Origin of the sequence: Rhizobium sp. BR 314 (genome assembly GCF_047445805.1) — a bacterium.
GTDB classification, from domain to species: domain Bacteria; phylum Pseudomonadota; class Alphaproteobacteria; order Rhizobiales; family Rhizobiaceae; genus Rhizobium; species Rhizobium lusitanum_B.
On sequence record NZ_JARWLA010000063.1, the window covers coordinates 1 to 18,589 of the forward strand.

Annotated in this window: 14 protein-coding genes, 1 tRNA gene and 2 pseudogenes; 2 read left to right on the top strand and 15 right to left on the bottom strand. The window is 58.4% G+C overall.

Annotation, left to right across the window (positions count from 1 at the left end; genetic code table 11):
* The 4 genes from QD461_RS34785 to rpsL form a co-directional block, all read right to left on the bottom strand.
* Window positions 1-249, bottom strand: a 249-nt coding sequence (locus QD461_RS34785; RefSeq protein WP_414091444.1) for a GTP-binding protein, incomplete at its 3' end; no start/stop codon positions are given.
* Window positions 250-316: 67 nt separating this feature from the next.
* Entirely contained in the window at window positions 317-2,416 is a 2,100-nt protein-coding gene (fusA, locus tag QD461_RS34790) for an elongation factor G (protein WP_400746761.1), read from the bottom strand.
* A gap of 30 nt (window positions 2,417-2,446) precedes the next feature.
* The gene (rpsG, locus tag QD461_RS34795) at window positions 2,447-2,917 is read right to left on the bottom strand and encodes a 30S ribosomal protein S7 (protein WP_037153812.1); all 471 of its coding nucleotides are present in this window, start codon (window positions 2,915-2,917) and stop codon (window positions 2,447-2,449) included.
* A 79-nt stretch (window positions 2,918-2,996) separates the two neighbouring features.
* A complete protein-coding gene (gene rpsL, locus QD461_RS34800; protein ID WP_003507760.1) occupies window positions 2,997-3,368 on the bottom strand; it encodes a 30S ribosomal protein S12 in 372 nt (123 codons plus the stop codon).
* 509 nt (window positions 3,369-3,877) lie between these two features.
* On the opposite strand from rpsL, the gene QD461_RS34805 reads away from it, so the two are divergent.
* The gene (locus tag QD461_RS34805; RefSeq protein WP_004123433.1) at window positions 3,878-4,171 is read left to right on the top strand and encodes a hypothetical protein; all 294 of its coding nucleotides are present in this window, start codon (window positions 3,878-3,880) and stop codon (window positions 4,169-4,171) included.
* A gap of 124 nt (window positions 4,172-4,295) precedes the next feature.
* Here the strand turns inward: QD461_RS34805 and rpoC are convergent, their stop codons facing one another.
* The 9 genes from rpoC to QD461_RS34850 form a co-directional block, all read right to left on the bottom strand.
* Window positions 4,296-8,507 carry a DNA-directed RNA polymerase subunit beta' gene (gene rpoC / locus QD461_RS34810; RefSeq protein WP_414091445.1) on the bottom strand — a complete coding sequence of 1,404 codons (4,212 nt, stop codon included), beginning with the start codon at window positions 8,505-8,507 and terminating at the stop codon, window positions 4,296-4,298.
* Between the two features lie 190 nt (window positions 8,508-8,697).
* Window positions 8,698-12,840, bottom strand: a complete 4,143-nt coding sequence (rpoB, locus tag QD461_RS34815) for a DNA-directed RNA polymerase subunit beta (RefSeq protein WP_414091446.1) — start codon at window positions 12,838-12,840, stop codon at window positions 8,698-8,700.
* Window positions 12,841-13,102: 262 nt separating this feature from the next.
* On the bottom strand, window positions 13,103-13,483 hold the full coding sequence (gene rplL / locus QD461_RS34820) for a 50S ribosomal protein L7/L12 (protein ID WP_184701928.1): 381 nt from the start codon (window positions 13,481-13,483) through the stop codon (window positions 13,103-13,105).
* A gap of 58 nt (window positions 13,484-13,541) precedes the next feature.
* Entirely contained in the window at window positions 13,542-14,060 is a 519-nt protein-coding gene (gene rplJ / locus QD461_RS34825) for a 50S ribosomal protein L10 (protein ID WP_184701926.1), read from the bottom strand.
* A gap of 330 nt (window positions 14,061-14,390) precedes the next feature.
* Window positions 14,391-15,089 carry a 50S ribosomal protein L1 gene (rplA, locus tag QD461_RS34830; RefSeq protein ID WP_184701924.1) on the bottom strand — a complete coding sequence of 233 codons (699 nt, stop codon included), beginning with the start codon at window positions 15,087-15,089 and terminating at the stop codon, window positions 14,391-14,393.
* Between the two features lie 4 nt (window positions 15,090-15,093).
* The gene (rplK, locus tag QD461_RS34835) at window positions 15,094-15,525 is read right to left on the bottom strand and encodes a 50S ribosomal protein L11 (RefSeq protein WP_015339591.1); all 432 of its coding nucleotides are present in this window, start codon (window positions 15,523-15,525) and stop codon (window positions 15,094-15,096) included.
* Between the two features lie 214 nt (window positions 15,526-15,739).
* Window positions 15,740-16,270, bottom strand: a complete 531-nt coding sequence (nusG, locus tag QD461_RS34840) for a transcription termination/antitermination protein NusG (RefSeq protein WP_004123460.1) — start codon at window positions 16,268-16,270, stop codon at window positions 15,740-15,742.
* An 18-nt stretch (window positions 16,271-16,288) separates the two neighbouring features.
* The gene (gene secE, locus QD461_RS34845) at window positions 16,289-16,489 is read right to left on the bottom strand and encodes a preprotein translocase subunit SecE (RefSeq protein ID WP_092856366.1); all 201 of its coding nucleotides are present in this window, start codon (window positions 16,487-16,489) and stop codon (window positions 16,289-16,291) included.
* Window positions 16,490-16,685: 196 nt separating this feature from the next.
* A tRNA-Trp gene (locus QD461_RS34850) sits at window positions 16,686-16,761 on the bottom strand.
* Window positions 16,762-17,208: 447 nt separating this feature from the next.
* On the opposite strand from QD461_RS34850, the pseudogene QD461_RS34855 reads away from it, so the two are divergent.
* Window positions 17,209-17,803: pseudogene (locus QD461_RS34855) on the top strand (GrpB family protein).
* On the opposite strand, the gene QD461_RS34860 reads toward QD461_RS34855, so the two are convergent.
* Entirely contained in the window at window positions 17,755-18,273 is a 519-nt protein-coding gene (locus tag QD461_RS34860) for a hypothetical protein (RefSeq protein WP_414091447.1), read from the bottom strand. The pseudogene QD461_RS34855 and the gene QD461_RS34860 overlap by 49 nt on opposite strands.
* A gap of 70 nt (window positions 18,274-18,343) precedes the next feature.
* Window positions 18,344-18,589: pseudogene (gene tuf, locus QD461_RS34865) on the bottom strand (elongation factor Tu); the annotation flags it as partial.

The following is an 18,589-nucleotide window of genomic DNA, read 5'->3' on the forward strand; positions in this document are numbered from 1 at the left end:
AGAGTCAGCGTGGCCGGGGCAATCGACGTGAGCGTAGTGACGGTTCGGCGTCTCATACTCAACGTGCGCCGTCGAGATCGTGATACCACGAGCCTTCTCTTCCGGAGCAGCGTCGATCTGGTCGTACGCCTTGAACTCGCCGAAGTACTTCGTGATCGCTGCCGTCAATGACGTCTTGCCGTGGTCAACGTGCCCAATCGTACCAATGTTGACGTGCGGCTTATTGCGCTCAAACTTACTCTTTGCCATTTTCGGCTCTCCATTCTTCCTGTCCCCGAAGGGATCAATTCTTGTTATCGGTCAATTGGTATTCCGGTCACTTCTGACCGGAATACTTTGCCTGGATTTCCTGTGCGACGTTCGACGGAACCGGCGCGTAATGATCGAAGGTCATCGTGTACTGTGCACGACCCTGAGACATCGAACGCAGGTTGTCGACGTACTTGAACATGTTTGCCAGCGGGACGTTCGCGTTGATGACAACAGCGATACCACGGCTTTCCTGGCCCTGGATCTGGCCACGACGCGAGTTCAAGTCGCCGATGACGTCGCCGACGTAGTCTTCCGGCGTTACGACTTCGACCTTCATCATCGGCTCGAGGAGCTGAGCACCGGCTTCGCGAGCTGCTTCACGGAAGCAAGCGCGGGAAGCGATTTCGAAGGCCAGAACCGACGAGTCAACATCGTGGAAGGCACCGTCGATGAGCGTCGCCTTGACGCCGAGCATCGGGAAGCCAGCCAGCGGGCCCGAAGACAGAACGCTTTCGATACCCTTCTGAACGCCCGGAATGTATTCCTTCGGAACAGAACCGCCGACAATCTTGGACTCGAACTTGAAGTCGTCGCCTTCCGGGTTCGGTTCGAACACGATCTTGACGCGAGCGAACTGACCGGTACCGCCGGACTGCTTCTTGTGGGTGTAGTCCTTTTCCGTCTGACGTGTGATGGTTTCGCGGTAAGCAACCTGCGGCGCGCCGACGCTTGCTTCAACCTTGAATTCACGACGCATACGGTCGACGATGATGTCGAGGTGAAGTTCACCCATGCCGGCGATGATGGTCTGGCCCGATTCCTGGTCCGTCTTGACGCGGAAGGACGGATCTTCTGCAGCCAGGCGGTTGAGCGCGAGGCCCATCTTTTCCTGGTCGCCCTTGGTCTTCGGCTCGATCGCGATCTGGATGACCGGCTCGGGGAATTCCATGCGCTCGAGGATAACCGGCTTCAGCGGATCGCAGAGCGTATCGCCAGTGGTGGTTTCCTTGAGGCCGGCCAGAGCAACGATGTCGCCAGCGAAGGCTTCTTCGATATCTTCACGGGAGTTCGAGTGCATCTGCAGCATACGGCCGACACGCTCGCGCTTGTCCTTGACCGTGTTGATGACCGATGCGCCCTTTTCGAGCTTGCCGGAATAGATACGGGCGAAGGTGAGCGAACCGACGAAGGGGTCGTTCATGATCTTGAATGCCAGCATGGACAACGGCTCGCTGTCGTCAGCGTGACGTTCGATCTCGGCGTCGGTCTTGAAATCGATGCCCTTGATCGCCGGGATGTCGAGCGGCGACGGCAGGTAATCGACAACGGCGTCGAGCAGCGGCTGAACACCCTTGTTCTTGAAGGCGGTACCGCAGAACATCGGATGGAACTTGACGTCGATCGTGCCGCGACGGACGAGCGCACGGATCTGATCGTTGTCAGGCAGGTTGCCTTCGAGGTAGGCTTCGGTCGCGGCTTCGTCGATCTCGACAACGGTCTCGATCAGCTTTTCGCGATATTCGGCAGCCTTTGCCTTCATGTCTTCCGGAATTTCGACGACGTCCCACTGAGCGCCGAGCGATTCGTCGCGCCAGATGAGAGCGTTCATCTCGATCAGGTCGATAACGCCCTTGAAGTCGCTTTCAGCGCCGATCGGCAGCTGCATGACGACGGCGGTGGCGCCAAGGCGAGTTTTGATCATCTCAACCGAGCGATAGAAGTCAGCGCCGGTCTTGTCCATCTTGTTGCAGAAGATCATGCGCGGAACATGATACTTCTCAGCCTGACGCCAGACGGTTTCCGTCTGCGGCTCTACGCCGGCGTTGGCGTCAAGCAGAGCGATGGCACCGTCGAGAACGCGCAGCGAACGTTCGACTTCGATGGTGAAGTCAACGTGGCCGGGAGTGTCGATGATGTTGAAGCGGCGGGTCTTGCCGTCGCGGCCCTTCCAGAAGGTGGTCGTAGCAGCGGAGGTGATCGTGATGCCACGCTCCTGCTCCTGTTCCATCCAGTCCATCGTGGCTGCGCCGTCGTGCACTTCGCCGATCTTGTGCGACTTGCCGGTGTAGTAAAGAATACGCTCGGTGGTCGTGGTCTTGCCGGCGTCGATGTGCGCCATGATACCGAAATTGCGGTAGTCTTCGATTTTATATTCGCGAGCCATAATGGACTGCCTTTCCGAAACCGTTCGGGATTACCAGCGATAATGCGAGAACGCACGGTTGGCATCAGCCATCTTGTGCGTGTCTTCGCGCTTCTTAACGGCAGCGCCGCGGTTGTTGGAGGCATCGAGAAGCTCGCCGCTGAGGCGATCGACCATGGTCGTTTCGTTACGCTTACGGGCAGCAGTGATCAGCCAACGAATGGCGAGAGCCTGACGGCGCTCCGGACGAACATCAACTGGAACCTGGTACGTAGCACCACCAACGCGACGCGAACGAACTTCAACGTGCGGAGCGATGTTATCCAAAGCCTGATGGAACACGCCGAGCGGCTCCTGCTTTGCCTTGCCCTGCACGGCGTCGAATGCGCCGTATACGATGCTTTCAGCGACGGACTTCTTGCCGTCGAGCATGATAGCATTCATGAACTTGGTGACGACCAGATCGCCGAACTTCGGGTCCGGATTGATCTCGCGCTTTTCTGCCTTATGACGTCTAGACATGTACTTCTCGTCTCTCAACTGTTAGCGGCGCCTCACCACGCGGAGAACCTCGCGCAGCGCCGGATTATTTGAAACCGAATTACTTCGGACGCTTCGCACCGTACTTCGAACGGCGCTGCTTGCGGTTCTTGACACCCTGGGTATCGAGAACGCCGCGGATGATGTGATAACGGACACCCGGAAGGTCCTTTACGCGGCCGCCGCGGATCATGACGACGGAGTGTTCCTGAAGGTTATGACCTTCGCCGGGAATGTAACCAATGACTTCGAAGCCGTTGGTCAGACGGATCTTTGCGACCTTACGCAGAGCCGAGTTCGGCTTCTTCGGCGTGGTCGTGTAGACGCGGGTGCAAACGCCGCGCTTCTGCGGGTTCTCCTGGAGAGCGGGAACCTTATTACGCTTTACCTGCGCCTGGCGAGGCTTGCGGATCAGCTGGTTTACGGTAGGCATTCAACCATCCCTTGTAAATCTATCTCGACACCCTTGCGGGCATGACTATCGCCGTCACCGGCAACGACACACGATCGTCTCAATGCGCAAAACGTGGCCCGATCCGCTTTCGCAGATGGACCACAAAAAAGCAGAGGACACCTAGAGTGGCGTCTTGCGTGCAGCATTCGTGTCTTCAACGTGCGTTTTAGAACCTTGTTTGAGGTGAACTTCAGGGCGCGTCGCCCCGAACGACCATGCCTCACATAGGTTCCGATGGCGGCGGTACTACTGGTTTCACGCCGGTTCGTCAAGGCCGGTTAAGAAATTATCTTTGTCACAAAGGCCCGGAAGCCCGGGAAAACCAGCCATTTGGCGCTTTCAATAGGGAAATGCCGTCCCTTCGGCAAGATGGACTTTGGTATTTCGCCAAAATGCCTATAAGGAATCACCGAAAGGCAATTCCATCCGATGACCCGGGCGAAGCCAAGGAATCGCCGGGTCGATTCGATACTCCCGAAGGAAGACTCATGATTACTGCGCCAGACAACGACAACAATTCCGATGGCCCCATGGTCTTCATCATCATCGGCAAAGGCTATGAAACCGATGGCGGCGAAGGCATCGATCTTCATGTCATGTTGAAGGCGCCGGATGATGATACGGCCGTGCGCGAGGCGCTCAACGCGCTCGCCGAGGAAGGCTTCATCGAGGCCGACCTCGACCAGATCGGCCTACTGACGGATATCCCGGACGAAGAGCCCCATGCCTCCGCCTACCAGGGCGCGCTCGAGGGCGAAGTCGCGATCATCCGCTTCCGCTGAGCGCAAGCGGCATCGCGGCAAGGCGACCACCAGACCGCCCTCACCTTTCACGTAAGAGCTTTAGACAAAAAGAAACCGCCCGGATCGCTCCGGGCGGTTTTTGATTTTCTATGTCCAAAACCGCTTATTCAGCGACCGGAACAGTCTCACTGGCCATATCCTGCAGCATCGGCGTTGCGACGGCTGCACCCGTGCCCTTGCGACGCTCTTCGAGGATGAGTTCGTCGCGAGCCGTAGCGATACGGCGGATCTGCGTCATGGTACCGCCGGTACCGGCCGGAATCAGACGGCCGACGATGACGTTTTCCTTCAGGCCCTGCAGACCATCGGTCTTGCCGGCGATCGCAGCTTCCGTGAGCACCTTGGTCGTTTCCTGGAAGGAAGCGGCCGAGATGAACGACGGCGTCTGCAGCGAGGCCTTGGTGATGCCGAGCAGCACCGGATCGCCGTAAGCTGGCTTCTTGCCTTCTTCGATCAGCGCATCGTTGGCATCGTCCAGCTCGATACGGTCGACGTTGTCGCCGACGATGTACTGGCTGTCGCCCGCATCGGTGATTTCCACCTTCTGCAGCATCTGACGGACAATCACTTCGATGTGCTTGTCGTTAATGACAACGCCCTGCAAGCGGTAGACTTCCTGGATTTCGTTGACCAGGTAGGAAGCCAGAGCCTCCACGCCCTTGATCGCCAGGATGTCGTGCGGAGCCGGGTTACCGTCAAGGATGTAATCACCCTTCTCGATATAGTCGCCTTCCTGAAGGTGGAAGGGCTTGCCCTTCGGGATCAGGTATTCGACCGGCTCGACACCGTCTTCCGCCGGCTCGATGATGACGCGGCGCTTGTTCTTGTAGTCGCGGCCGAGGCGGATCGTACCATCGATCTCTGCGATGATGGCGTGGTCCTTCGGACGACGAGCTTCGAACAATTCGGCAACGCGCGGCAGACCACCGGTGATGTCCTTGGTCTTGGCGCTTTCCAGCGGTGAACGAGCGAGAACGTCACCCTGCGACACCTTCGTGCCCGGCTCGACCGACAGGATCGCGTCGACCGAGAGCAGGAAGCGGGCTTCGCCACCACGTGACAGCTTCGCGACATTGCCGCTGGCGTCCTTGATGACGATCGCCGGCTTCAGGTCGGAGCCGCGCGGCGTCGAGCGCCAGTCGATAACCTGACGCTTGGTGATGCCGGTGGACTCGTCGGTCGCTTCGAGAACCGAAAGGCCGTCGACGACGTCTTCGAAGTGAACCGTACCGGCCACTTCCGTCATCATCGGACGGGTGTACGGATCCCACTCCGCCAGACGCTGACCGCGCTTCACCTTGTCGCCTTCGTCGACATACAGCTTCGAGCCGTAAGCAACGCGCTGCGAAGAGCGTTCGACGCCACGTTCGTCCAGGATCTGGACGGTCATGTTGCGGCCCATGGCAACCAGGTTGCCATCGGAGTTGCGCAGCATGTTGCGGTTCTTGATCTGAACCGTACCTTCGTAGGAAGCTTCCAGGAACGACTGGTCGACCACGGTCGCCGTGCCGCCCAAGTGGAAGGTACGCATGGTCAGCTGCGTGCCCGGCTCACCGATCGACTGCGCGGCGATAACGCCGACAGCTTCACCGAGGTTGACAGGCGTACCGCGAGCAAGGTCGCGACCGTAGCAGACACCGCAGACGCCGGTCTGGATTTCGCAAGTCAGTGCCGAACGGATGCGGATCGACTGGATACCAGCCTTTTCGATCTCGATGACATCCGGCTCGAGGATCATCTTGCCGGCATCGACGATGCGCTCACCCGTGACCGGATGGTCGATATCGTCAAGCGCCGTACGGCCGAGGATGCGGGCGCCGAGCGAAGCAACGACCTGACCGGCATCGACGATGGCGGTCATGGTGAGGCCCTTGTCGGTACCGCAATCGACGTGCGTGACGATGCAGTCCTGAGCGACGTCGACGAGACGGCGGGTCAGGTAACCGGAGTTTGCCGTCTTCAAGGCGGTGTCTGCCAGACCCTTACGGGCACCGTGCGTCGAGTTGAAGTACTCGTTAACGGTCAGACCTTCCTTGAAGTTCGAGATGATCGGCGTCTCGATGATTTCGCCCGACGGCTTGGCCATGAGGCCGCGCATGCCGCCCAGCTGACGCATCTGGTTCGGAGAACCACGAGCACCCGAGTGGCTCATCATGTAGATCGAGTTCATCGGCTTCTGGCGACCGGTCTTCTCGTCGAATTCGACGGCCTTAATACGGGCCATCATTTCTTCGGCGACCTTTTCCGTAGCCTTGCCCCAGGCGTCGACAACCTTGTTGTACTTCTCGCCCTGAGTGATCAGACCGTCGTTGTACTGCTGTTCGTATTCCTTCACCAGGGCTTCGGTATCGCCAACGATCTTAACCTTGGTGTCCGGAATGACCATGTCGTCCTTGCCGAACGAAATGCCGGCGCGGCAGGCATGGGCAAAGCCGAGCTGCATGATGCGGTCGCAGAAAATGACCGTGTCCTTCTGGCCGCAATGGCGGTAGACCGTGTCGATCATCTTGGAGATGTTCTTCTTGGTCATTTCCTGGTTGCAGATGTCGAAGGTCACCTTGCCATGCTTCGGCAGCAGTTCGCCGATGAGCAGACGGCCAGGCGTGGTTTCGTAGATCTTCGAATAGGGCTTGCCTTCTTCGTCGACCGACTTGAAGCGGCCGCGGATCTTCGAATGCAGCGTGACGACCTTGTTTTCGAGCGCGTGATGCAGCTCGCCAAGGTCGGAGAAGGCCATGCCTTCGCCCGGCTCGTTCTGGTTCAGGATCGACAGGTAGTACAGGCCGAGAACCATGTCCTGCGAGGGAACGATGATCGGCGCGCCGTTTGCCGGGTGCAGGATGTTGTTGGTCGACATCATCAGCACGCGGGCTTCAAGCTGGGCTTCCAGCGAGAGCGGCACGTGAACGGCCATCTGGTCGCCGTCGAAGTCGGCGTTGAAGGCCGTGCAGACCAGCGGGTGCAGCTGGATTGCCTTGCCTTCGACCAGCATGGGTTCGAAGGCCTGGATGCCCAGGCGGTGCAGCGTCGGTGCGCGGTTCAACAGAACCGGATGCTCGCGGATGACCTCGTCGAGGATATCCCAGACTTCCGGCTTTTCCTTTTCGACCAGCTTCTTGGCCTGCTTGACGGTCGAGGAATAACCCTTCGCGTCGAGGCGGGCGTAGATGAACGGCTTGAACAGTTCGAGCGCCATCTTCTTCGGCAGGCCGCACTGGTGCAGCTTCAGTTCCGGACCGGTCACGATGACCGAACGGCCGGAATAGTCGACGCGCTTGCCGAGCAGGTTCTGACGGAAGCGGCCCTGCTTACCCTTGAGCATGTCGGACAGCGACTTCAGCGGACGCTTATTGGCGCCGGTGATGACGCGGCCACGGCGGCCGTTATCGAACAGCGCATCGACAGATTCCTGCAGCATGCGCTTTTCGTTGCGGATGATGATGCCCGGAGCGCGCAGTTCGATGAGGCGCTTCAGACGGTTGTTACGGTTGATGACGCGGCGGTACAGATCGTTCAGATCCGACGTCGCGAAACGGCCGCCATCGAGCGGGACCAGCGGGCGCAGGTCCGGCGGGATGACCGGGACGACCTTCATGATCATCCATTCCGGGCGGTTGCCGGATTCCATGAAGTTCTCGACGATCTTCAGGCGCTTCATCAGCTTCTTCTGCTTGAGATCCGACGTGGTGTCGGCAAGCTCGGAGCGCAGGTCGCCAGCGATCTTTTCGAGGTTCATGCTGGCCAGCATCTCGTAGATCGCTTCGGCGCCGATCATGGCGGTGAACTGGTCTTCGCCATACTCGTCGACAGCAAGCATGTACTCTTCTTCAGAGAGCAGCTGATGCTCCTTCAGAGCAGTCAGACCCGGCTCGGTGACGATGTAGTTTTCGAAGTAGAGAACGCGCTCTACATCCTTCAGCGTCATATCGAGCAACGTCGAAATGCGCGATGGCAGCGACTTCAGGAACCAGATATGGGCAACGGGAGCGGCAAGCTCGATATGGCCCATGCGCTCACGGCGAACGCGCGACAGCGTGACTTCAACGCCACACTTTTCGCAGATGATGCCCTTGTACTTCATGCGCTTGTACTTGCCGCACAGGCACTCGTAGTCCTTGATCGGTCCGAAGATGCGTGCGCAGAAAAGACCATCGCGTTCCGGCTTGAACGTACGATAGTTGATCGTTTCCGGCTTCTTGATCTCGCCATAAGACCAGGAAAGAATCTTCTCCGGCGATGCGATCGATATCCGGATGGAATCGAAATTCTGTGCAGGCACCTGCGGGTTGAAAAGATTCATGACCTCTTGGTTCATGCCTATCTCCTTTTGGGGCGAAGCGCCCTCGAACTGCAATCAGTGCCGGCAAATTCCCGGGAACCGGACTGACGCACTAAAACGACAATAACCGCAAAATGCGGCGAAACCGTCCCTGCCTGGCGCTACCCGAAACCGGGCACCGGCTGGAACGGTGCGCGCTGCCGAACAGCGCGCACCCTATCGATTGTTACTCAGCCGCGTCTGAAAGCTGGCTTGCCGTCTGCAGATCGTCGACCTTGGAATTTTCCAGTTCGACGCTGAGGCCCAGCGAGCGCATTTCCTTGACGAGAACGTTGAAGCTTTCCGGAATGCCCGCTTCGAAAGTATCGTCGCCACGAACGATGGCTTCGTAGACCTTCGTACGGCCGGCCACGTCGTCCGACTTGACCGTGAGCATTTCCTGCAGCGTGTAGGCTGCACCGTAAGCTTCAAGCGCCCAGACTTCCATTTCGCCGAAGCGCTGACCGCCGAACTGCGCCTTACCGCCCAGCGGCTGCTGGGTGACGAGCGAGTACGGACCGATCGAACGGGCGTGGATCTTGTCGTCGACAAGGTGGTTCAGCTTCAGCATGTAGATGTAGCCAACCGTGACCTGGCGGTCGAACTGCTCGCCGGTACGACCGTCGTACAGCGTCGACTGACCGGTCTGCTTGAGACCTGCCATTGCCAGCATCTCGTTAACATCCGCTTCGCCGGCACCGTCGAAGACCGGGGTCGCGATGGACACACCACGCTTCCACTGGTCGGCCAGACGCAGGACCGACGCATCGTCATACTCGTGCACGTCGTCGCTCTTCGGGCCGTCGCCGACGACCAGGTCGATCGTCTTGCGCAGAGGCTCGATGTTGCCGCTCGCCTTGTAGGCTTCGATCAGCTCGCCGATCTGACGACCCATACCGGCGCAAGCCCAACCAAGGTGCGTTTCGAGAATCTGACCGACGTTCATGCGCGAGGGCACGCCGAGCGGGTTCAGCACGATATCGACATGCGTACCGTCTTCGAGGAACGGCATGTCCTCAACCGGAACGATGCGCGAGACCACGCCCTTGTTCCCGTGACGGCCTGCCATCTTGTCGCCCGGCTGGATCTTGCGCTTAACAGCGACGAAGACCTTGACCATCTTCATGACGCCCGGAGGCATTTCGTCGCCGCGCTGGACCTTTTCGACCTTGTCCATGAAGCGCTGTTCGAGGCGCGACTTGGATTCGTCGTACTGGCCGCGCAGAGCTTCCAGCTCGCCCTGGACCTTTTCGTCCTCTACGGCGAACATCCACCACTGCGAACGCGGATACTCCGAAACGACAGCGTTCGACAGTTCCGTGCCCTTCTTGAAGCCCTTCGGACCAGCAAGAGCAACCTGACCGCGCAGCATCTCGACCAGACGGCCGTAGACGTTTCGGTCGAGGATCGCCTGCTCGTCATCGCGGTCCTTCGCAAGACGCTCGATCTCTTCGCGCTCGATCGCCATGGCGCGTTCGTCCTTCTCAACGCCGTGGCGGTTGAAGACGCGAACTTCGACGACCGTACCGTAGGTGCCGGGCGGCATGCGCATGGAGGTATCGCGAACGTCCGATGCCTTTTCACCGAAGATGGCGCGCAGGAGCTTTTCTTCCGGCGTCATCGGGCTTTCGCCCTTCGGCGTGATCTTGCCGACGAGGATATCGCCCGGCTGAACTTCGGCGCCGATGTAAACGATGCCGGCTTCGTCCAGGTTCTTCAGCGCTTCTTCCGAAACGTTCGGAATGTCGCGGGTGATTTCTTCCGGACCGAGCTTGGTGTCGCGCGCCATCACTTCGAATTCTTCGATGTGGATGGAGGTGAACACGTCGTCGGCGACGATACGCTCGGAAAGCAGGATCGAGTCTTCGTAGTTGTAGCCGTTCCAAGGCATGAACGCGACGAGCACGTTGCGGCCGAGAGCCAGATCGCCGAGGTCAGTCGACGGACCGTCTGCCAGGATGTCGCCCTTGTTGACCACGTCACCAACGGTGACCAGCGGGCGCTGGTTGACGCAGGTGTTCTGGTTCGAACGCTGGAACTTCATCAGGCGGTAGATATCAACGCCGGACTTCGACGGATCGAGGTCTTCGGTGGCGCGGATAACGATACGCGTCGCGTCGACCTGGTCGACCACGCCGCCGCGGCGGGCGCCGATAGCAGCACCGGAGTCACGCGCGACGACCGGCTCCATGCCGGTACCGACGAACGGAGCTTCGGCACGCAGAAGCGGCACGGCCTGACGCTGCATGTTCGAGCCCATGAGAGCGCGGTTGGCGTCGTCGTTTTCCAGGAACGGGATCAGAGCGGCAGCAACCGAAACCAGCTGTTTCGGCGAGACGTCCATCAGGTTGATGTTGTCGCGCGGAGCGAGCATGACTTCGCCGGCATGACGGCAAACGACGAACTCTTCGATGAAGGAGCCGTCCGCGTCGAGCTCGGCATTGGCCTGAGCAACGTAGTACTTCGCCTCTTCCATGGCGGAGAGGTAGAGCACGTCGTTGGTCACCTTACCGTCAATAATGCGGCGATAAGGGCTTTCGATGAAGCCGTACTTGTTGACGCGGGCAAAGGTCGCCAGCGAGTTGATGAGGCCGATGTTCGGACCTTCCGGCGTTTCGATCGGGCAAATACGACCGTAGTGCGTTGGATGAACGTCGCGGACTTCGAAGCCAGCGCGCTCGCGGGTCAGACCGCCCGGGCCGAGAGCCGAAAGACGACGCTTGTGGGTGATTTCCGAAAGCGGGTTCACCTGGTCCATGAATTGCGACAGCTGCGAGGAGCCGAAGAATTCGCGGACAGCAGCAGCAGCCGGCTTGGCGTTGATCAGATCCTGCGGCATGACCGTATCGATTTCGATCGAGGACATGCGTTCCTTAATCGCACGCTCCATGCGCAGCAGACCCAGACGATACTGGTTCTCCATCAATTCGCCGACCGAACGAACACGGCGGTTGCCGAGGTTGTCGATGTCGTCGATCTCGCCCTTGCCGTCACGCAGTTCGACAAGCATCTTGACCACGGCCAGGATGTCGTCCTTACGCAGGATGCGGACGGTGTCTTCGACGTCGAGGTCGAGACGCATGTTCATCTTCACGCGGCCGACGGCGGAGAGGTCGTAACGCTCCGCATCGAAGAACAGCGAGTTGAACATGGCTTCGGCCGATTCCATGGTCGGCGGTTCACCGGGACGCATGACGCGGTAGATGTCGAACAGAGCGTCCTGACGGTTCTCGTTCTTGTCGGCCGACAGCGTGTTGCGGATGTAGGCGCCGACGTTGATATGGTCGATGCCGAGAACCGGGATTTCGTCGAAGCCGGCCTTCAGGATAATAGGCAGAGTCTTCTCGTCGATTTCATCGCCGGCTTCGAGATAGATCTCACCGGTCTGGAAGTTGACGATGTCCTCCGCCAGGAAGAGGCCGTACAGTTCTTCGTCGGTAGCCTTGAGAGCCTTGAGGCCCTTGTCCTGCAACTGACGCAGCAGACGCGGGGTCAGCTTCTTGCCGCCTTCGACCACGACTTCGCCGGTGTCGGCGTCGATCATGTCAGAAACGGTCTTGGCACCCTTCAGCGTTTCGGCCTTGAACGGGATGCGCCAGCCGTCGCCGGAGCGCTCATAGAGCGACTTCGTGTAGAAGGTCGACAGAATTTCTTCGCCATCCATGCCGAGCGCCATCAACAGCGAAGTCACCGGGATCTTACGGCGACGGTCGATACGGGCGTAGACGATGTCTTTGGCGTCGAATTCGATATCGAGCCACGAGCCGCGATACGGGATGACGCGGGCAGCGAAGAGCAGCTTGCCGGAAGAATGGCTCTTGCCCTTGTCGTGATCGAAGAAGACGCCCGGCGAACGGTGCATCTGAGACACGATAACGCGCTCGGTGCCGTTCACGATGAACGTACCGTTGTTCGTCATGAGCGGCATGTCGCCCATGTAAACGCTCTGTTCCTTGATGTCCTTGATGGACTTCGCGCCGGTATCCTCGTCGATATCGAACACGATCAAACGGAGAGTCACCTTCAGCGGCGCTGCATAGGTCAGGTCGCGCTGGCGGCACTCGTCGACGTCGAACTTCGGCGGCTCGAATTCATAGGAAACAAATTCCAGCATGGAAGCGCCGGAAAAATCGGTGATCGGGAAAACCGACTTGAAGACGGTCTGAAGACCTTCGTCCGGGCGGCCGCCCTTGGGTTCTTCGACCATGAGAAACTGATCGTAGGATGCCTTCTGAACCTCGATGAGGTTCGGCATCTCTGCGACTTCGGGAATCTTACCAAAAAACTTGCGTACGCGCCTGCGACCGTTGAACGAAAGGGTCTGAGCCATCGTCGCTCCTTTAAAATCCTGCACCCGGGCCTGCAACGGATGGGAAACGCTGGCCAGGCGGCCCCATCAATCAATGAGTAGTTCAATCTCGTCTATCTAACCGAAAACCGCTCAGCCGGATTGCGTCGCGGTTCGGTTTGAGACCATCCTCTTGAAGAACCCATTACCCAAAAGCCGTTTTTCCCGCGGCTTTTGGGTAATTCGTTCAGAAAAACGGCAAATGGGAGATGGCAAGAAGCCACCTCCCAAAGCAGTTTCAAGCTTACTTAACGTCGACCTTAGCGCCGGCGTCTTCGAGCTTCTTCTTGATGTCAGCGGCTTCAGCCTTGGAAACGCCTTCCTTGACAGCCTTCGGAGCGGCTTCAACGAGGTCCTTGGCTTCCTTGAGGCCGAGGCCGGTGATGCCGCGGACTTCCTTGATGACGTTGATCTTGTTCGCGCCGGCATCAGCGAGGATGACGTCGAACTCGGTCTTTTCTTCTTCAACTGCAGCAGCAGCGCCAGCACCACCGGCAACGGCAGCAACAGCTACCGGAGCAGCGGCGGAAACGCCCCACTTTTCTTCGAGAAGCTTGGACAGTTCTGCGGCTTCGAGAACGGTCAGCGCGGAGAGGTCGTCTACGATCTTTGCGAGATCAGCCATTTTAGTAGTTCCTTTTGTTCGGTTCGAACTGGTTGATTATGAACAGCGAAAAACCGCCTTACGCGGCTTCGTCCTTCTTGGCGTAGGCCGAGAACACGCGAGCAAGCTGACTTGCCGGCGCTGCAACAACACCTGCGATGCGGGTAGCCGGAGTCTGGATCATGCCCAGCAGCTTCGCGCGCAGCTCGTCCAGCGAAGGCAGGGTCGCGAGCGACTTTACACCTTCGGCGTTGAGCGTTGTTGTTCCCATGGCACCGCCGAGTACAACGATCTTGTCGTTGCCCTTGGCGAATTCCACGACGACCTTCGGAGCGGTGATCGGGTCAGTGCTGTATGCAATCAGCGTCTGACCGGTGAAGAGATTGGAAATCCCTTCCGCGTCCGTGCCCTGAAGAGCAATTTTGGCCAGGCGGTTCTTCGCGACTTTGACGGTGCCGCCAGCAGCGCGCATCTTCGAACGGAAATCGTTCATCTGAGCGACTGTAGCACCAGCATAGTGGGCCACGACAACCGAACCCGAAGCCTTGAAGACTTCGTTCAGTTCCGTGACGAATTCGCGTTTTTCCGCTCTTTCCACTGCTTTTCTCCAGTTGACAGGACCGGGTTAACGGGCCTGCCGGGTTGCCTTTTGCCTCCTGGGATCAAAAGAGATCCCAAGCGACGCTTGAGGATCCTGTCCCCTCGCGCTCGAGCCTGACGGCTCCGAGGCACAAGGCATCCAAGGCTCGAACCGAGTTCATCGAAGCAAAGCTTCTTCAAAATTCGGGTCTTACCCGTCTCATGCAGGCTTGAGTGATTAAGGGATAACCACCTGCAATCTCGGACAGGAATTCCGGATTTCTCCGGAAATCCCGGCCCCGAAAGGCCGGGAATTCTTAAACGCCGGGCATAATGCCCGGCATGATCATTAGGCGCTTGGCGCCGTAACCGTCGACGGCTCGATCTTGACGCCCGGACCCATGGTCGAGGAGATCGCTACGCGCTTGACGTAGTTGCCCTTGGCGCCAGCCGGCTTTGCCTTGATGACGGCATCGGCAAAGGCGCGGATGTTTTCTTCCAGAGCCTTGGCGTCGAACGAAGCCTTGCCGATACCGGCGTGGATGATACCAGCCTTCTCGACACGGAACTCGACAGCGCCGCCCTTGGAAGCTTCAACAGCACCCTTGACGTCCATCGTAACGGTGCCAACCTTCGGGTTCGGCATCATGCCACGCGGGCCGAGAACCTTACCGAGGCGGCCGACGAGCGGCATCATGTCCGGCGTGGCGATGCAACGATCAAAGTCGATCTTGCCGCCCTGAACGATTTCGACGAGGTCTTCAGCACCGACGATATCGGCGCCAGCAGCCTTGGCTTCGTCAGCCTTGGCGCCACGAGCGAAGACGGCAACACGAACCGTACGGCCGGTGCCGTTCGGCAGGTTGACGACGCCGCGAACCATCTGGTCGGCGTGACGCGGGTCAACACCGAGGTTCATCGAGATTTCAACCGTTTCGTCGAACTTGGCGACGGCACGTTCCTTGACCATGTTGATGGCCAGATCCAGAGCATAAAGCTTGGTCGGATCGACGCCTTCACGAATCTTCTGAATACGCTTTGCTACCATGGTCTTAGCCCACCACTTCCAGGCCCATCGCGCGGGCAGAGCCCTCGATCATGGCCATTGCGCCTTCGATATCGGCGGCGTTCAGATCCTTCATCTTGGCTTCGGCGATAGCCTTCACCTGAGCCTTGGTGAGGGTGCCAGCCTTGGCGCCCTTGCCCGGGGTCTTCGAGCCGGACTGAATCTTCGCTTCCTTCTTCAGGAAGTAGCTGACCGGCGGCTGCTTCATGATGAAGGTGAAGGACTTGTCCTGGTAGTAGGTGATGACGACCGGAATCGGCATACCCTTTTCCATTTCCTGCGTGGCGGCATTGAACGCCTTGCAGAATTCCATGATGTTAATGCCACGCTGACCAAGCGCAGGACCGATCGGCGGCGACGGATTCGCCGAGCCGGCTTTGACCTGCAGCTTGAGCTGGCCTGCAACTTTCTTAGCCATTTCTCTCTGCCTTTCTACATGACCGGTTGCCCGGCCCACTATGCCGGATCGCTCCGGCGGCTGCGGTTGCGTGGTTCGGATTAGCAGACCCGGCTAAGGCCCTACCCTTCCACGCGAATTGCGGCTGAGCCGCCAGACATAAGCAAATCAATACTTACTTATATCCAAACCCAAACGAGAGGCCGACCAAAACAGGCCCCTCGGATAAACTAGATCAGACCTTCTCGACCTGACTGTATTCCAGCTCGACCGGCGTAGCGCGACCGAAAATCGACACCTCAACCTTCAGGCGTGAACGCTCTTCGTCCACATCCTGAACCGTGCCGTTGAACGAAGCGAACGGACCATCGGAAACGCGAACCTGCTCGCCGATCTCGAAGGATACGGAAGCCTTCGGCCGTTCGACACCTTCCTGGACCTGACCAAGAATGCGCTCGGCTTCATAATCCGGAATCGGAACCGGCTTATTGTCCGAACCAAGAAAGCCGGTGACCTTCGGCGTATTCTTGATCAGATGGTAAGCCTCATCCGTCAGGTTGGCGCGAACCAGCACATAACCTGGGAAAAATTTACGCTCGCTATCGACCTTGCGGCCACGACGAACTTCGACAACCTTTTCAGTAGGAACCAGGATCTTTTCGAACAGATGCTCAAGGCCTTTTTGCCGAGCTTTCTCTTCGATGGATTCAGCCACCTTCTTTTCGAAATTTGAATAAGCGTGGACGATGTACCAACGCGCAGCCATGTTCATCTCCACCCGATATTAGTTGCCGGTATTCAGCACGTAGCCGAGAATCCAGCCAATGAGCTGGTCGGCAGCAAAGAAAAACAGCGAGGCGAAAATAACCATAACAAGAACCATCACCGTCGAGATCATCGTCTCACGGCGTGAGGGCCAAGTAACTTTCGACGTCTCGGAGCGCACCTGCTGCAGAAACGCTAGTGGATTCGATTTGGATGCCATTGACTGCCCACGCAATTACGGCGCGTAAAGCTGAACATATCAGCCCCACGCACCGCGTGTCTGTTGAACCCCTACATAAACACCGAATCCCAATTTAACAAGAGGCAATCCAGCGTTTTCGAAAATTTGCCGGTAAACCGACATTGTCCCAAACCCAAGAAGCAGCGATATCGGCGCGCCAGTCAAATCTGGAAAATGGCAGGGGCAGCAGGGCTCGAACCTACGACCTGCGGTTTTGGAGACCGCCGCTCTACCAACTGAGCTATACCCCTTCTTCCTTCGAAGATTTGCTTGAAGCGGCTGACCACCCAAGCAGTTCGAAGACATGGCGCTCCCTTTACGGCGGGATGAAACGATTGGCAAGAGCGTTTTTTGTTTTTTCCCAATTGAACCCGCAGCTTCTGTTCGCGTGACAGCGCTTCACCCCTGCGATGCACGGCCGAACCCGCTGCAAGAGCGGGCAGGATGCGTTTCGCATAACGAGATCAGAAATCGGAATCGAAGCTCAGCCCCATAAATCTCGCGCCGAGCCGCGCGACATCTCATTGGACTGCGAATCGAATCAGGAGAATGCATGCCGGATCGCTTTCAGCCCCTGCCCCAGGATTATCCTTTGAACAGAGACAGATACCAGACACCGGCATCGGGCAATTGTCTCATGAGAAAACTGGGGGCTATCCTGACTATGCAAGACGAATCGCACCGGAGGCAGGCGAAGGATGCGGGCAATCAGGATCGTCGACTATGATCCAGTCTGGCCCGACCTCTTCCGGCACAGATGCGAGGCGAGTGCCGCGTTGTGCGGCCACTTGGCAGATATCCAGCATATTGGCAAGTACGGCGGTTCCGGGACTTTGCGCGAAACCGAAGCTCGATATCGACGCCGTCCTGCCCACCAGAACCATGAGGCTGAAGGCGGACGAGCGCCTGAGGCAGAATGGCTATGTCTTCCACGGCGATCCGTATGGCGACGACCGATGGACCTTTACCAAGGACGAAACMCCCTACGGGACACGCCTCTATCTCAGCCTGCCCGGAAATCCCGCGCATAGAGACCGCCTCCTCTTTCGGGATTATCTTCGCTCCCATCCCAGAACCGCGGAGCGTTACGGAGCATTGAAGAGAAAGCTCGCCAGCGAAGCAAACGGCGATTGGGAGCGATATACTCCCCTTAAGAGCGACTTCGTTGCCGAAATCCTTCGCCGCGCCGCAATGGAGCAAGAGAATTCCTCAAAGTCACCAGATAGGGACTTCAACCTGGAGCATCAGGGTTTGAGTTTTCGTAGGTATTCCAGCACCAGAGCGACGGATTGACCGAGCGTGCGTCGGCCGGTGTCCACGATCTCGCAGCCATGGTGAGCGGCCTCGCTGCGGAGATAGGAGGCCCAGTTCATCATGTCCTTGTTCGCGAGTTCCGGTTGGCCTCTTTCGACGATCAGCCGGTCCGCCCTCGCCTCATCGTCGCAATCGATCAGAAGGAGCGTGTAGCTGCCAATATCAGCGGCTGCAGCGGCTTCCACGATGAACGATATCCGCATCTGTCCCTCGAACAGCACCGCGCATCCGCTTTTCACCTGCGGCGCGATGCGGGCCAGCCATTCGATGGTCGCACCCCGTTGCCAAGCCTCCCCTGACCCGTGATTCCGGATCATGGCATCCGTCGAGGGAACGTCAATGCTGTCGAAGTGATGAACAGCCACTCCCATTGCATTCTGCCTCGCAATCGCCTCTGCGATCGCCGTCTTGCCGGAGCCAGACGCCCCTGTGAGAATGACCAAGCCCATTGCTGCCTCCCAATGCAAAAAGGCCCCGCTGTTTCCAGCGGGGCCTTCTTATAAAGGAATAATCCTGAGATTACTCGACGATGGATGCAACGATGCCAGCGCCGACGGTACGGCCGCCTTCGCGGATAGCGAAGCGAAGCTTTTCTTCCATCGCGATCGGAACGATCAGCTCAACGGCAACCGTGACGTTGTCGCCTGGCATAACCATTTCCGTGCCTTCCGGAAGCGTCACGATGCCCGTCACGTCCGTCGTGCGGAAGTAGAACTGCGGACGGTAGTTCGTGAAGAACGGCGTATGACGGCCGCCTTCTTCCTT

Excerpts from the sequence above, each read along its gene's own strand:
- fusA (WP_400746761.1), bottom strand. The coding sequence starts at position 2,416 with ATGGCTCGCGAATATAAAATCGAAGACTACCGCAATTTCGGTATCATG.
- rpsG (WP_037153812.1), bottom strand. The coding sequence starts at position 2,917 with ATGTCTAGACGTCATAAGGCAGAAAAGCGCGAGATCAATCCGGACCCG.
- rpsL (WP_003507760.1), bottom strand. The coding sequence starts at position 3,368 with ATGCCTACCGTAAACCAGCTGATCCGCAAGCCTCGCCAGGCGCAGGTA.
- QD461_RS34805 (WP_004123433.1), top strand. The coding sequence starts at position 3,878 with ATGATTACTGCGCCAGACAACGACAACAATTCCGATGGCCCCATGGTC.
- rpoC (WP_414091445.1), bottom strand. The coding sequence starts at position 8,507 with ATGAACCAAGAGGTCATGAATCTTTTCAACCCGCAGGTGCCTGCACAG.
- rpoB (WP_414091446.1), bottom strand. The coding sequence starts at position 12,840 with ATGGCTCAGACCCTTTCGTTCAACGGTCGCAGGCGCGTACGCAAGTTT.
- rplL (WP_184701928.1), bottom strand. The coding sequence starts at position 13,483 with ATGGCTGATCTCGCAAAGATCGTAGACGACCTCTCCGCGCTGACCGTT.
- rplA (WP_184701924.1), bottom strand. The coding sequence starts at position 15,089 with ATGGTAGCAAAGCGTATTCAGAAGATTCGTGAAGGCGTCGATCCGACC.
- rplK (WP_015339591.1), bottom strand. The coding sequence starts at position 15,525 with ATGGCTAAGAAAGTTGCAGGCCAGCTCAAGCTGCAGGTCAAAGCCGGC.
- nusG (WP_004123460.1), bottom strand. The coding sequence starts at position 16,270 with ATGGCTGCGCGTTGGTACATCGTCCACGCTTATTCAAATTTCGAAAAG.
- secE (WP_092856366.1), bottom strand. The coding sequence starts at position 16,489 with ATGGCATCCAAATCGAATCCACTAGCGTTTCTGCAGCAGGTGCGCTCC.
- QD461_RS34860 (WP_414091447.1), bottom strand. The coding sequence starts at position 18,273 with ATGGGCTTGGTCATTCTCACAGGGGCGTCTGGCTCCGGCAAGACGGCG.